The sequence below is a fragment of the Gilliamella sp. B14384G12 genome (assembly GCF_016101825.1).
Taxonomy (GTDB): Bacteria; Pseudomonadota; Gammaproteobacteria; order Enterobacterales; family Orbaceae; genus Gilliamella; species Gilliamella apicola_N.
In genome coordinates this window covers 115,208-129,417 of sequence record NZ_JACFPU010000009.1, presented here as the reverse complement: position 1 = coordinate 129,417, position 14,210 = coordinate 115,208, and the positions used below count along the sequence as shown (strand labels likewise).

Genomic DNA, 14,210 nt, shown 5'->3' with positions numbered 1-14,210 from the left:
TTATATGAATGGTATGGAGGGGATGAATTATAAAGGCAAAATCAGGGGGCGCTTTTGGCTGGGTCGATTATTTAACTGCTTTGCGTCTGAGTTTAACTGGCCAGAGGGTATTGATAAAGCTTCACGAGCTGAATCACTTGAAGAGCTTGCCAAAATAGAGCAGGAGTATGATTTAGTCGGCAAATCTTATCCTTACGAACAACTCTAGAAAAAATAATATTGATATCAAAGTGGACAAATAATGGCAGAATTTAAATTAGGGTATAAACATTACTTTAAATGGAGAAAATAGTAATCAAATAATTGACTGACTGTATTGCGATTTAGATGGTAATAATGCTTTATTACCAAAAACAAAATATGGTGGTATTGAGCCTGATCTTAAGCGATATCGATCACATTTTAATATAATTTTTTAAAATAAAATTAATAGTTATGACATTATTTTGTATAGTTCAAAAAAAGAAACATATAAATAAAGCTATTAAAATAACTGAGGATAAAAGAGGTTATGCCATCGTTGGGGGGATTACATTTTAATGGGCTTTCTGTATTAAAACTACCATTCTTACTTAAAATGTTTAAAAAAAACAAATACAACTAATTTTTAGCCATCAGTAAATTCCATCCGTGGTTTCTTTTATTAAAATAAATTATTGATGTAATGCAAAGATAAAACCACTCATCCATAAAATCCACATATTATATAATCTTGAATAAGACTCACTCTAAATTTTAATCCTTCTACTTAGTATATCTATTTTTGTTATAACCTAATGCAAAATAATCGTTTTCGCATCTTTCGATAATTTGGTCTAATCTTGGTATTCCTATCAAAAAAGCTAATGTCTTTAATAGTATGAGGTATCAAGTGAAAAAATTACCTATCGTTCGCAAACAATATTGGTTAAGTATTAGCTTAATTTTATTCGCAATATGTACTTTTATGGGGCAAGCCTATAGTGTTGAATTGCTTAATGTCTCTTATGATCCAACTCGTGAGTTTTATAAAGCCTATAATCAGACCTTTATTGAGTATTGGCAACAGCAGACAGGTGAAACGCTGACTATAAAAAATTCGCACGGGGGCTCTGGTAAGCAAGCGCGTTCAGTGATTGATGGTTTGCAAGCGGATGTTGTGACACTTGCTTTAGCGAGTGATATTGATGCGTTAAATCGTTATCAGACTAATATATCACCTGAATGGCAAAGTAGATTGCCAAATAATAGTGCGCCCTATAATTCAACGATTGTATTTCTAGTCCGCAAAGGTAACCCAAAACAGATTCATGATTGGAGTGATTTAATTAAAGATGATATTGAAGTAATAACACCCAATCCCAAAACCTCAGGCGGGGCGCGTTGGAATTTTTTAGCTGCTTGGGCTTATGCTCGAAGTACTTACGGTAATGATGAACAAGCGCGAACATTTGTAACCAAATTATATCAACACGTACCGGTATTAGACACTGGCGCTAGAGGGGCAACCATTAGTTTTGTGCAGCGAGGTTTAGGTGATGTATTGATTGCTTGGGAAAATGAAGCTTATTTAGCGTTAAAAGAGCAAGGTGGTGATCAGTTAGAAATCATCATGCCGTCATTATCGATTTTAGCTGAGCCAACCGTCGCCTTAGTGGATAAAGTAGTAGACAGCAAAGGCACACGTAAGCAAGCGCAAGCCTATTTAGAGTACTTATATAGTGAACCAGCACAACATATTATTGCTCAGCATTTTTATCGACCAGTAAATCCTGAAATCCTTAAACAGTATGCTAAGCAGTTTCCTGAAATTAAATTAGTAACCGTTAATGATTTTTTTGGTGGTTGGCAGAAAGTACAAAAAGCCTTTTTTAGTGATGGTGCAATCTTTGATGCAATTTATGCTGAGATAAACTAGGCATTGCTTATTATGGTTATGTGTTGCTATCACTTAACCCTACCCTATAAAGGTGCAAATTCTAACGATATAAGTTCTAAAGGTATAAGTTATGAAAGTGGCAAGCTTTAAACAACAACGGAATATACCCGGATTTAACTTAACGTTGGGTTATACTTTAACCTTTCTTAGTTTGATTGTTCTTATTCCGCTATTAGGCTTGTTTATCTATTCAACTAAATTATCTTTTCATGAATGGGAAAAATTATTAATCAGTAAACAATTTTTATTAGCGCTAATGCTTTCATTAAGTACCGCATTGATAAGTGCGGGTTTAAACAGTTTTATTGGTTTATTGTTAGCTTGGGTACTGGTGCGTTATCGTTTTCCAGGACGCAAAATAATGGATATCTGTATCGATATCCCATTTGCTTTGCCAACTGCGGTAGCGGGTATTGCTTTAACCGCAATTTATGCTCAAAACGGCCCTATTGGCTATTGGTTTAGTTTTAAGATCGCTTATACGCCAATTGGTATTACCTTAGCACTCTTATTTGTCACGCTGCCGTTTGTTGTCCGCACTTTACAACCTGTAATGGCTGACTTGCCACGCGAACAGGAAGAGGCTGCCAGTCTGCTTGGCGCATCACCTCGGCAAATTTTTATGCATGTTATTTTACCCGCTATTTTACCTGCTTGGTTAACTGGATTTACGCTCGCTTTTGCTCGTGCTATTGGTGAGTATGGTTCGGTAGTCTTTATTGCTGGAAATATTCCATTTAAAACAGAAATCTTGCCATTATTGATTGTCTCGAAGCTTGATCAATATGCTTATGATGCCGCTGCAGCCATAGGCATAACCATGTTATTGATCGCTTTTATACTATTATTTTTAATGAACACATTACAGCGAAGACTTAACCGTAATATTAATAAAAATAACTGACTATAGGTAAATTTATGCCGATATTGCCAACAAACCCAATAACCGATAAAAAACAAGCACGGACCAGTGTACAGTTATTCTTAATACTATTAGCGATATTATTGTTTTTAATTTTGTTATTTTTACCGCTCTTGGTAGTATTGGCACAGGGTCTTGCCAATGGGATAACGGCTTTTTGGCAGGTGATCACAGAATCAGATACCTTAGCAGCTTTTAAATTGACACTTATTGCTGTTGGTGTGGCGGTGCCTTTAAATGTCATATTCGGTGTGTGTGCTGCTTGGGTTATCACTAAATACCAGTTTAAAGGTAAACAGATATTAATGACCTTAATTGATTTACCGTTCTCTATCTCCCCCATTGTTGCGGGTTTAATCTATGTATTGCTATTTGGTGCACAAAGTGCATTTTATCCCTTTCTACAGGCATGGAATATCCAAATAATTTATGCCATTCCCGGTATTATTTTAGCAACCATTTTTGTTTCAGTTCCTTTTGTCGCAAGGGAATTGATTCCAATAATGATGACGCAAGGAGCCCATGAAGAAGAGGCAGCCAGTGTTCTTGGCGCAAATGGTTGGCAAATTTTTTTCCATATCACATTACCAAATATCAAATGGGCATTGATGCATGGTGTTGTTCTTTGCACGGCTCGCTCACTCGGTGAGTTTGGCGCGGTATCCGTTGTTTCTGGACATATTCGTGGTTATACCAATACGTTACCCTTACATGTAGAGATTTTATACAATGAGTACAATATTGTTGCCGCATTTAGTGTTGCGATTTTGCTATTAATTATGTCGCTTTCATTACTATTGATTCGTCAATGGATTGAACGACGCTTAGTTAATGAACTTTATATAGGTCACTAAGGGGTAGCTATGGGTATTTCACTACAGAATATTAATAAAAGTTTTAAAAACTTCGATGCCTTAAAAAATATTAACTTTAGTATAAAACAAGGTGAATTAGTAGCACTCTTAGGCCCTTCAGGGTGTGGCAAAACCACATTACTACGCATTATAGCGGGTTTAGAAACAGCCAGTTCAGGCAAAATCTATTTTGCTGATACTGATGTAACACAGCTGAGCGCTAAACAGCGAGATATTGGATTTGTGTTCCAAAATTACGCACTTTTTCGCCATATGAATGTGGCAGAAAATGTGGCATTTGGATTGAAAATGAAACCAAGATCAATACGACTGAGCAAAACCGGGATTGATGAGCGGGTTAATCAGTTACTTGGATTAGTTCAGCTGGAAAATTTTGCTAAACGTTATCCTGACCAACTATCTGGAGGACAACGACAGCGAGTTGCTTTAGCACGAGCTTTGGCATCAAAACCTAATGTTTTGTTGCTTGATGAGCCTTTTAGCGCCTTAGATGCTAAAGTTCGTAAAGATTTAAGACGCTGGTTGCGTGATTTTCATCATGAACTGAATGTCACTAGTCTCTTTGTTACGCATGATCAAGAAGAGGCGTTAGAAGTTGCCGATAAAATAATTTTAATGAACCAAGGTCAAATAGAGCAAATAGGCACACCAGCAGAAGTCTATAAACAACCAAAAACAGCATTTGTTGCGCATTTTTTAGGGGACGTCAATCTATTACATGGTTACATTGAAAATAATACCTTAATTATTGGTGATTTCCGAAAAGATATGAAAGAGCAAGGGAACTGGGCTGATCAGTCGGCTATCGCTTATGTTCGACCTCATGAAATCAGTATTGCTAAAACGGCCAGAAAGAATGATATCCAAGGTCAAGTCGTGCGCATCCACACCGCTGGGCCAACGGTTTTTTTAGAAATTGCGGTAGCAGGACAACCCAAGCATATTGATGTCTCGGTAAGTTATCGTCAATATGAACAACAGCAAGTTGAATTGGGCGACAATATCTATTGGCAACCGATACTTGTAAATATCTTTGTACAAGATGAGCTGTTTGAGTTTATGATTTAATGCTTATCGTTTTATTCATATAAATTAAATTTGATAATCAGGCATTTTGGAATGAGTTTGATCAAACAAGGCATGATTTTTAATATCTTCCAATGAAAGCTCCTGATTGCATAATTGAATAAAACGCCAAATATAATTACGTTGTAATTTATGACGCTTTAAGCCAAGCCAAGTAACATGTGATTCAAACAGATGTTTTGCATCAAGTTGAACCAAGTTTACATCATATTCAGGGTTATACATTTTATTGCCTAAAATACCAATTCCTAAACCTAATTCAACGTAGGTTTTAATGACATCAGGCTCTTGAACATTCAATGATATATTGGGTGCTAATCCTATCGCTGAAAATGCTTTATCGATGCTTTTGCGAGGAAAGATCCCTTGTCGATAAGTAATTATGGGTAAGGGTTGCAACATATCTAATGTTACTTTGTCGGCTTTAGTTAAAGGATGATCTTTCGGTGTTACAATCGAATAATGCCAACGATAAAAAGGGTAGGTAGCAAGAGAGCTGTTATCAACTCTTTCATTATCAATACCAATATCAGCCTCGCCAGAAAGAAGCTGGGCAATAATCTCACTTGATGAGCCTTGATTGATAATAATATGGACTTTCGGAAAAAGTACTCTAAATGATTTTATAATGTTAGGGAGGATATAACGAGCCTGTGAATGGGTTGTTGCGATTACTAAAGATCCTTCATCCGCATTTGAAAAAATGGTCGATAAACGGTGTATATTATTAATTTCATTTAAAATACGTTCTGCAATCACGACCAGTTCTAATCCTGGTTCAGTCATGTTAATTAGGCGTTTTCCTTGGCGGATAAAAAGATCAATATTGAGTTCTTCTTCTAACTCTTTAATATGTCGACTTACTCCAGATTGGGAGGTGTATAAAGTATTTGCTACTTCGGTTAAATTATAATTACAACGCGCTGCTTCTCGAATAATTCTTAATTGTTGTATGTTCATGATAGCGATCTTCCAAGAAAAAATTACTTTATTCCCATCGATATAATTGTATTGCATTAATTTAAAATAATTTGCTGTATATAATTAATAACATGTACTAAAAAGTGAATTATTTAAAACAACGGATCGCCATCCAGCATAAACACTATTATCAAACTGGTTATAGGCAGGTTATCTAATTTATAAATTATGTTTGTTATTAATTTTATTGATAAAATTAGATAGTTTAATAACTCACTTAAGTATAAAAGAACATATAAAAAAGACAAATATGATTAAGTAATAACCATATACCTTATTGCTATATATGTTTTTTATCAGCAAATAAGCACGTCATAAGGTTCTACAAACCTGTAGATGATCTTTAATTAACAACCTGATAAAAATCAATTGCTGAATTTATTACTGGTTTGACAATTTCATGACGGATAACAAAATCGCCAAAACCTTCGTCTTTATTGCGATGAATTGACCAAGCTTCAATTAATGGTTCAAGCGTTAATAAAATTTCATCAACACTCACGTTTTCTTTATATAAACGTGGAATTCGTGTCCCTTCTCGATTACCACCAAGATATAAATTATAGCGACCAGGCGCCTTACCCACCATGCCTACTTCGGCCAACATCGCTCTTGCACACCCATTAGGACAACCTGTCACTCGTAAAATAATATAATCTTCAGATAAGTGATGCTGAGTTAACATCTGCTCGATTTGAGTGACAAACGTCGGCAAAAAACGTTCGGCTTCGGCCATAGCAAGAGGACAAGTTGGGTAAGAAACACATGCCATGGAATACTTACGTTGTAATGTGATCGTATCGTCAAGCAGTCCATACTCTCTGGCAATTTTTTCAATGGCTTCTTTTTGTTGTTCCGGAACATTAGCAATAATTAGATTTTGATTAGCGGTAATGCGTAAATCACCTTGATGAATTTTAGCGATCTCAGCAACACCCGTTTTTAATGGTTTGTTTGGATAATCAAGTAATCGTCCATTTTCGATAAATAGCGTTAAATGCCAGTTATCATCAATACCTTTATACCAGCCAAATTGATCCCCCCTTTGAGTGAATTTATAAGGTTTACTGGTCAAAAAGGTACTGCCTGCGCGTAGTTCCACCTCTTTTTTAAAGTTTTCCACACCGACTCGCTCAAGTGTATATTTGGTTTTGGCATTTTTGCGATTATGACGATTGCCCCAATCGCGCTGTGTGGTAACAACGGCTTCTGCAAAAGTCAGTACTTTTTCTACTGGGATAAAACCAAAATCATCTGCTTTGCGAGGATAGGTTGTTTTATCTCCATGAGTCATTGCCAAACCACCGCCAACTAACACATTAAAACCGATCAATTCACCTTTTTCGGCGATAGCGACAAAACTAAGGTCATTGGCATGAACATCAACATCATTAATCGGCGGAATAACCACCGTGGTTTTAAATTTACGCGGTAAATAAGTTGAACTTAAAATAGGTTCACTGTCGGGTGTAGGTAGTTTTTCACCATCTAGCCAGATTTCAATATAAGCATGGGTTTTTGGTAAAAGATGTTCTGAAATTTTGCTTGCCCAGTAGTAAGCTTGTTGATGAACTTTTGATTCTACTGGATTTGAAGTACATAAGACATTACGATTAACATCGCCAGCGGTGGCAATCGAATCAAGTCCTATATTATGTAATAGTTGATGAGCTGATTTAAGACTGCGTTTAAACAGTCCATGAAACTGAAATGTTTGTCGGGTAGTCAGCCGAATACTGCCATACTTTGTTGCCTCGGTGGCAAATTTATCAATCGTTAACCACTGTTTGGGGGTGATAATGCCACCTGGTAGGCGGCAGCGTAGCATCATGTTGATCAATGGCTCAAGTTTTTGTTCTTGGCGTTCCTTACGAATATCTCTATCATCTTGCTGATACATGCCATGCAAGCGGATGAGCTGAGAATTATCACTATTAAAGCCACCCGTTAAACCATTATTCAAATCGTCAACGATGGTGCCGCGCAAATAATTACTCTCTCGTTTAAATCGTTCAGAATCTGATAATGGTAGATCTGAGACATCATTTTGCGGAGGTGTTAAATTTACCACTTGAGTTAGGGTAACTGTTTTAGGTTTATCATTGCTCATATTACATCACTCAATAAATTAAAATTAGTTGTTAGGTATTAATAAACATCTCGTTGATAGCGTTTTTGACTTCTTAACTCATCCAGATAGTTGATGGCCAGCTCTTGACTGTATTGTGCTTGAGTCATCAGAATTTGTTGTAATGCTAAATCAACTGCTTTTGCCATGCGCTTCGCATCCCCACAAACATAGATATAGGCACCTTGTTGTAACCATTGCCAAATCTCACTGCCTTGAGCAATTAATTTATCTTGTACATATATTTTCTCGGTTTGATCTCGTGACCACGCAAGATCGATATTCGTTAACAAACCTTCTTTAACATAATTTTGCCACTCCACTTGATACAGAAAATCAGAAATAAAATGCGGATTGCCAAAAAATAACCAATTTTTACCCGTAGCGCATTGAGCACTACGTTGTTGTAAAAAAGCTCTAAATGGTGCAATGCCAGTGCCAGCCGCAATCATGATGATTGGCGTATTGGTATCATTAGGTAATCTAAAGTTATCATTATGTTCAACAAAAATTTTGACCTGATCTTGGTCAGCAATTTGATTGGCTAAAAAGTTTGATGCACCGCCAGTACGGGTTTTACCTTCGATCTGATAACGCACCACATTTACGGTAAGATGAACTTCGTCTCCAACTTCATCTTGCGCTGATGCAATGGAGTAAAAACGAGGTGTTAGAGGTCGAAGCAATGCAACTAATGTTTGTGCGGTAAGATTGCTTTGATAACGATTAAGCATATCAACCAGTGGTAATGTTTGACTCATTTCTATCAAAGCTTCTCTGTCTTTGCTTAAGGTAAGTAGTTCAGGATTTTGAATTGCTTGGGCATATTTCTCAATAATAACGGGTGTATTTTGAGTCAATTCAACATGCTCAATTAGAGCCGTTTTTAAAGTAATTTGTTGACCATTGTGTTCGATAGGCTCATCACCTGTAAGTTGAATAATATTAAGAATTTCATCGACAAGCTCATCGCTATTTTGATACCAGACCCCTAACGCATCACCCGGTTGATAGTTAATATCAGAACCGGTAAGGTCAAATTCAATATGACGGATATCACGATCCGAATCGCGAGAAGTAATTTTTTGATTCACATTAACAGGTGCAATAAAGGGATTATCGCGGTGATAAAGGCTACTGTTAACAACAACACTGCTTGAAGTGTTATTTTCTGTTGATGATATTGAAGATGATTGTTGTAGACTGCTAAGTTTATCAATTACAGCTTGTCGCCAATTGGTACTTACAGTTTGAAAATCCGTATCAGCATCAACACGTAATAACATACGCTGAGCATCTAATTCAGCTAATCGTTGATCAAAATCTTTAGCAGCTTGACAGAATTTTGGATAAGAAGAGTCACCTAAACCCATTACCGCAAATTGTAGATTTGCCAATTTAGGGGCTTTGGCAGCAAAAAGGTATTTATAGAGTGGTAATGCTTCTTCTGGTGGTTCGCCCTCGCCTTGTGTTGAAGTAATTAAGATTAAAATTTCTTCCTGACTCAGTTTTTTGGCTTTGTATTCGCCAGCAGGCAGATGAGTCACTTCAATACCTAAACGCTCAATATCTTGAGTTAACTCATTTGCTACTCGACGAGCATTACCTGTTTGTGATGCTGATAAAATCGTTACTTTTTTTGCTTGCTCGGCTTGCGTTACGTTGGTGGTAGTTGTGATATTCGGTAACGCTTGTTCATTTGAACTTTTTTCTGCAAGTCCCCATAAATATCCAGACAACCAAGCGAGCTGTTTATCACTGGACTTTTCAATAATTTTTTTTAATTCATCACAATTAAAAGGAAAATGTTGTGTGCTCATGTGATTCCCTTATCTGATAGCTTTTGCGCTATCGGTAAATTGCTAGTGCCTAGCAACCTTAAAATGTTCTGTTAAATCCTAATAATATTGTTTTACTCAACGATTATCAGCAAAGTCCAATGTGTTTCTATTTCTAAAATCAAAAGGTTATTTTATGTAAACCACACTCTCTGCCTTGCGGTCCTTTAGTTGGATCGACATAATCCATCTCATTAGGTAAATTAAGTTTTTCGATGTAGTTCTGCATATCTTGACTTGTCCAGTCGAGAAGTGGGGCAATCTTAAATAAATTATCTCCCGCTTTTGTCACAATATTTAACTCCTGTCTTAAGGCAGATTGTTCACGACGTAGCGCAGTAAACCACAGCGTTGGTTTGAGTGTGGCTAAAGCACGATTAAACGGCTCAATTTTGACAATTTGGGTAAACTCGGTATGCTCTGGCGTATCTAATTCAGGTAAACCACCGTATCGCACATTTAAATAAGCTGTCGTTCGTTGCGGTACAAAAATATGTAGATTAAGATTAAGTTGCTTTGTAATTTTATTGGCAACACGATAGGTCGCATTTGTTGCATAACCATTATCAACCCAAACAACCTGAATATTTGGATCAACTTGGGTAACAAGATGAAGTAACACAGCTTCATATGGTCCAAAATGGGTACTAATAATACTTTTGACTGGAATATCTTGTTGCTTCTTTAATGCCCACTCAATAATGGTTAACGGTGACTGATTTTGTAATTTCTGGTTAACTTTGGTTAAATCTAGCATGGCTTTCCTCTTTATCAACTTATCGATGAGTAATTATTTATTTTGCATATTACTGGTTTGCCCATTGATATAATTCAGCAACAACTTCAGGTCGACTAAATGTTTCAGGTATGGGCTCTTTTGTTTGCAAACGCCGTCTTACCTCGGTACCTGAAATAAGAACACGATCATCACTGTCATGTGGGCAAGTTTTGCTTGATGCCATACCTGCACATTTATGGCAATAAAATGTCCAGTCAATATTGATTGGTTTAATGAGTAAATCTTCATCCCGTAATTGGGTAAAAATATCTTGTGCAGCAAACGGCGAATAATAATTACCGACACCGGCATGATCGCGACCGACAATAAGATGGCTACAACCATAGTTTTGTCTAAAAAGGGCATGCAACAACGCTTCTTTTGGACCTGCATAACGCATATCTAAAGGATATCCAGAATGAACAACGGAATCAGGCACAAAGTAGTTATGAATTAGCGTATTAATAGCTTTAAGACGAATATTTGCAGGCACATCGCCAGCTTTCAAATTACCAAATAGAGAGTGAATAAGTACCCCATCAAAAAGCTCTAATACTGTTTTCACTAAATATTCATGCGAACGATGCATCGGGTTACGAGTTTGAAAAGCCGCGATTTTATGCCAACCTAATTGATTAAAACGTTCTCGTGTCTCTTGTGGTGTTAATGCATATTGACCAAATTGCATTTTAAAACCATTATCATGGAAAACACGCACTTTACCGCCTAAATTAACAGGTGGTTGAGCCATAAGCATCGCAACGCCAGGATGACTTTGATCGGTTGTTGTAAACACCTGCATCGCTTCAAATTGCTTATCTGGTCGATAAATACTATCAACATTTAAAATACCAATTATCTGCCCATCGGGTGTTTTAAGGGCAATATCATCACCCAATTTTAAGGTATCAGCTTGAGCATCGGTCACGGATACTGTGATAGGAATTGGCCAAAAAACACCATTTGCTAAATGCATATTATCGCAAACACTGCGCCAATCTTCTTCCCGCATAAAACCATACAGTGGTGTAAAACCACCAATTCCTAACATCACTAAATCCCCAGCTTCACGACTTGATAGCGTAATTGCGGGAAGATTTTTTGCATAATGCTGTAATGCCAATCGATCATCGTCTTTAACAAGAAGTGGTTGTAACTGGTCACTGGCGTGAGGAGGGATCAAAGCCATAATGTTTCCTTACCTATCTAATATTTATTAAGCTTAATTAAAAACGATTATCGACAAATAAGGAAATATCAATTTTACATACCATTATGCGATTTACGCATATTCATAAACGGGTTTGGATTTGCAATGGTTAAAAATAATTTTTTAGATGTAACTATCAAATATTGATTCATTTTTACATATTAACTCAGAATTTTGTGAGTCAGATCACAAAAATAATACAATATTTGTAATATTTTTCTACTTATTACGTTTATTTTGAGTATTAATGGATATTAAACAATTACAACAAAAAATTACCAATATCACCATCTGGAAAAAAGGCTATCAGCGGGCTCCACATAAACCTTTATTATTACTTTATGTATTAGCACAATATAAGCAAGGTCATGCTCGCTTGTTTGATTATGAAAAAGAAATTGAAGAACCTTTACATGATTTACTCGCTCGGTTTGGTCCTCAACGTAAACACTATTATCCCAATATGCCTTTTTGGCGTTTGAAAAATGACGGTTTTTGGCAACTCATTAATTTTGAAAACTGCACTAATCCGATTTTACCAAGTAAAGAACCAACCAGCAAAACCCTTGCTTTACACCAAGTACTCGGTGGCTTTGATGAACAAACGTATAAACTGATAAAAACAAACCCTACCATTATTGATCAATTAGCAGGACAAATTTTAAGTCAGCATTTTACTGAAAGTGTGCAAGAAAACTTAATTAATCGATTTGGGTTTAATTTAATGGAATCCAATAAATACCGAGATCCTAAATTCAGACAAATCGTATTACGTGCATACAACTATCAATGTGCCATCTGCGGTTACGATTTAAGGCATGACTCAGTATCAATCGGTCTTGAAGCTGCTCACGTAAAATGGAAACAACACGGCGGACCATGCATTGTAAATAATGGTTTAGCACTTTGTTCATTACATCATTCCGCTTTCGATATGGGGCTATCGGGCTTGATTGTAATCTAAAAATCAAAGTATCAAGTGGGGTAAATGGAAACCACATAGTTGAAAAACTCTTTTGGGATTTCGACGGCAAAAACATCTTACTACCTCGAATGAAAGACGACTATTTACATGACAGATTTATTGAATGGCATGTTAGAGAAGTGTTTAGGGACTGAGGGAAAGAATACTAATGGACAAAATAAAAAATCTAATGCCTGGCGTTATCCTAAATAATAAACAATTATGTGAAATATTTAAGTGTAGTCCTCAAGGCGGAATGCGAAAATCCAATAGAACAAAAACATTAGTACTTATTACTAATCATATTGAATCGGTATACTCTGATAGTTGGAATGGTGACATACTTTACTATACTGGAATGGGACAAAAAGGAGATCAAAGCTTAGACTTTATGCAAAATAAGACACTAAATGAAATTGAATCAAATGGTGTTAGTGTATATTATTTTGAAGTATTTAAAGATAAAGAATATACCTATTTAGGTCGTTTAACGAAAGCGGCTGAGCCTTATCAAACACAGCAATTAGATGTAAATCAAACTTTACGTAATGTATGGATATTTCCACTCAAGCTTGTCGAAAACAAATTACCTATAACAGTATTATCTAATTATACGAAAGCTAAAGAACATCAGGTTCATAAATATAAAATTGATAAATTATTAAACAAAGTTATTAATCAAAATAAAAGGCCTGGAAAGCGAGAAGTTCTTACTCCTCAATATATAAGAAGTCCTGAATTATCAGAATTTATTAAACGTAAAGCTAACGGTAAATGTGATCTTTGTGAAAATCCGGCACCATTTACAACAAAAGACAAAATTCCTTACTTAGAATGCCATCATATTATTTGGTTGTCTGAAGGTGGTGAGGATGCAATTGATAATACAGTAGCACTATGTCCTAATTGCCATCGAAAAATGCATATTGTTAAAGATATAGATGATATAAATAAATTGAAAAAAATTGCAAATTTAAGAGGGCGAGAAATCGCTTTAAAGAATGAATAAAATTATTAATGTTGTTGCTGCAGTAATTATTAAAAACAATAAAATTCTTTGTACTCAACGAGGTAACACTAAATATTTAGCGTATAAATGGGAATTTCCTGGTGGAAAAGTTGAATCTGGCGAACAATTAGAAGATGCTCTCATTCGTGAAATAAAAGAAGAATTAGGTTGTAATATCTCGATCAAAAAATATTTATTAACAACAGAACATAATTATGATTTTGGCACAGTTAAAATCAACGCTTTTCTTTGTCAGTTAATTGATAATGATCCAATATGTTTAGAACATAATAAGATTTGTTGGTTAGATAGTAATGAATTAAACGATCTAGATTGGGCGCAGGCTGATTTACCGATTGTTTATTTTTTGACTAAAAAGTATCACGATGTGTAACATAAATTAATTTTTACAAAGAATAGAAGAAAAATAATAAGTTGCTGTAATTTGGACTATTTTAATTGAATTAAATCTGTTAATAAGTAAAGGAAAGACAATTATAC

The 14,210-nt window shown here is 35.7% G+C and carries 12 protein-coding genes and 1 pseudogene; 8 read left to right on the top strand and 5 right to left on the bottom strand.

The genetic code is table 11. The annotated features are described in order from the left end of the window. The 5 genes from H3S73_RS10160 to H3S73_RS10140 all read left to right on the top strand — a co-directional run. Positions 1-208 (top strand): hypothetical protein (locus H3S73_RS10160; protein ID WP_232352974.1); only part of this gene is annotated, 208 nt, incomplete at its 5' end. A gap of 651 nt (positions 209-859) precedes the next feature. Next, positions 860-1,897 carry a sulfate ABC transporter substrate-binding protein gene (locus H3S73_RS10155; RefSeq protein WP_198236468.1) on the top strand — a complete coding sequence of 346 codons (1,038 nt, stop codon included), beginning with the start codon at positions 860-862 and terminating at the stop codon, positions 1,895-1,897. Between the two features lie 91 nt (positions 1,898-1,988). Continuing rightward, positions 1,989-2,822 carry a sulfate ABC transporter permease subunit CysT gene (gene cysT, locus H3S73_RS10150; protein WP_198236469.1) on the top strand — a complete coding sequence of 278 codons (834 nt, stop codon included), beginning with the start codon at positions 1,989-1,991 and terminating at the stop codon, positions 2,820-2,822. A 14-nt stretch (positions 2,823-2,836) separates the two neighbouring features. Next, positions 2,837-3,694 carry a sulfate ABC transporter permease subunit CysW gene (cysW, locus tag H3S73_RS10145; RefSeq protein WP_198236470.1) on the top strand — a complete coding sequence of 286 codons (858 nt, stop codon included), beginning with the start codon at positions 2,837-2,839 and terminating at the stop codon, positions 3,692-3,694. A 9-nt stretch (positions 3,695-3,703) separates the two neighbouring features. Then, positions 3,704-4,783, top strand: a complete 1,080-nt coding sequence (locus tag H3S73_RS10140) for a sulfate/molybdate ABC transporter ATP-binding protein (RefSeq protein ID WP_198236471.1) — start codon at positions 3,704-3,706, stop codon at positions 4,781-4,783. A 24-nt stretch (positions 4,784-4,807) separates the two neighbouring features. Here the strand turns inward: H3S73_RS10140 and H3S73_RS10135 are convergent, their stop codons facing one another. The 5 genes from H3S73_RS10135 to sat form a co-directional block, all read right to left on the bottom strand. Next, on the bottom strand, positions 4,808-5,761 hold the full coding sequence (locus tag H3S73_RS10135) for a LysR substrate-binding domain-containing protein (RefSeq protein ID WP_025316708.1): 954 nt from the start codon (positions 5,759-5,761) through the stop codon (positions 4,808-4,810). 364 nt (positions 5,762-6,125) lie between these two features. Next, positions 6,126-7,892, bottom strand: a complete 1,767-nt coding sequence (cysI, locus tag H3S73_RS10130; protein WP_198236472.1) for an assimilatory sulfite reductase (NADPH) hemoprotein subunit — start codon at positions 7,890-7,892, stop codon at positions 6,126-6,128. A 38-nt stretch (positions 7,893-7,930) separates the two neighbouring features. Further along, positions 7,931-9,730, bottom strand: a complete 1,800-nt coding sequence (locus H3S73_RS10125) for an assimilatory sulfite reductase (NADPH) flavoprotein subunit (RefSeq protein WP_198236473.1) — start codon at positions 9,728-9,730, stop codon at positions 7,931-7,933. Positions 9,731-9,869: 139 nt separating this feature from the next. Beyond that, positions 9,870-10,505 carry a phosphoadenosine phosphosulfate reductase family protein gene (locus H3S73_RS10120; RefSeq protein WP_086337210.1) on the bottom strand — a complete coding sequence of 212 codons (636 nt, stop codon included), beginning with the start codon at positions 10,503-10,505 and terminating at the stop codon, positions 9,870-9,872. 49 nt (positions 10,506-10,554) lie between these two features. Next, positions 10,555-11,715, bottom strand: a complete 1,161-nt coding sequence (gene sat / locus H3S73_RS10115) for a sulfate adenylyltransferase (protein ID WP_198236474.1) — start codon at positions 11,713-11,715, stop codon at positions 10,555-10,557. Positions 11,716-11,983: 268 nt separating this feature from the next. Between sat and H3S73_RS10110 the strand changes: the two are divergent. The 3 genes and pseudogenes from H3S73_RS10110 (at position 11,984) to H3S73_RS10100 (ending at position 14,103) form a co-directional block, all read left to right on the top strand. Continuing rightward, a pseudogene (locus H3S73_RS10110) lies at positions 11,984-12,855 on the top strand (phosphorothioated DNA-binding restriction endonuclease). Positions 12,856-12,869: 14 nt separating this feature from the next. Continuing rightward, positions 12,870-13,709 (top strand): HNH endonuclease signature motif containing protein, encoded by an 840-nt coding sequence (locus H3S73_RS10105; RefSeq protein ID WP_198236476.1) that lies wholly within the window; start codon positions 12,870-12,872, stop codon positions 13,707-13,709. Beyond that, entirely contained in the window at positions 13,702-14,103 is a 402-nt protein-coding gene (locus H3S73_RS10100) for a (deoxy)nucleoside triphosphate pyrophosphohydrolase (protein ID WP_198236477.1), read from the top strand. The genes H3S73_RS10105 and H3S73_RS10100 overlap by 8 nt, the downstream gene beginning before the upstream one ends. Positions 14,104-14,210 lie beyond the last annotated feature (107 nt).

Bases quoted from the DNA above. Each gene is read 5' to 3' on its own strand.
- H3S73_RS10155 (WP_198236468.1), top strand. From the start codon at position 860: ATGAGGTATCAAGTGAAAAAATTACCTATCGTTCGCAAACAATATTGG.
- cysT (WP_198236469.1), top strand. From the start codon at position 1,989: ATGAAAGTGGCAAGCTTTAAACAACAACGGAATATACCCGGATTTAAC.
- cysW (WP_198236470.1), top strand. From the start codon at position 2,837: ATGCCGATATTGCCAACAAACCCAATAACCGATAAAAAACAAGCACGG.
- H3S73_RS10140 (WP_198236471.1), top strand. From the start codon at position 3,704: ATGGGTATTTCACTACAGAATATTAATAAAAGTTTTAAAAACTTCGAT.
- H3S73_RS10135 (WP_025316708.1), bottom strand. From the start codon at position 5,761: ATGAACATACAACAATTAAGAATTATTCGAGAAGCAGCGCGTTGTAAT.
- cysI (WP_198236472.1), bottom strand. From the start codon at position 7,892: ATGAGCAATGATAAACCTAAAACAGTTACCCTAACTCAAGTGGTAAAT.
- H3S73_RS10125 (WP_198236473.1), bottom strand. From the start codon at position 9,730: ATGAGCACACAACATTTTCCTTTTAATTGTGATGAATTAAAAAAAATT.
- H3S73_RS10120 (WP_086337210.1), bottom strand. From the start codon at position 10,505: ATGCTAGATTTAACCAAAGTTAACCAGAAATTACAAAATCAGTCACCG.
- sat (WP_198236474.1), bottom strand. From the start codon at position 11,715: ATGGCTTTGATCCCTCCTCACGCCAGTGACCAGTTACAACCACTTCTT.
- H3S73_RS10105 (WP_198236476.1), top strand. From the start codon at position 12,870: ATGGACAAAATAAAAAATCTAATGCCTGGCGTTATCCTAAATAATAAA.
- H3S73_RS10100 (WP_198236477.1), top strand. From the start codon at position 13,702: ATGAATAAAATTATTAATGTTGTTGCTGCAGTAATTATTAAAAACAAT.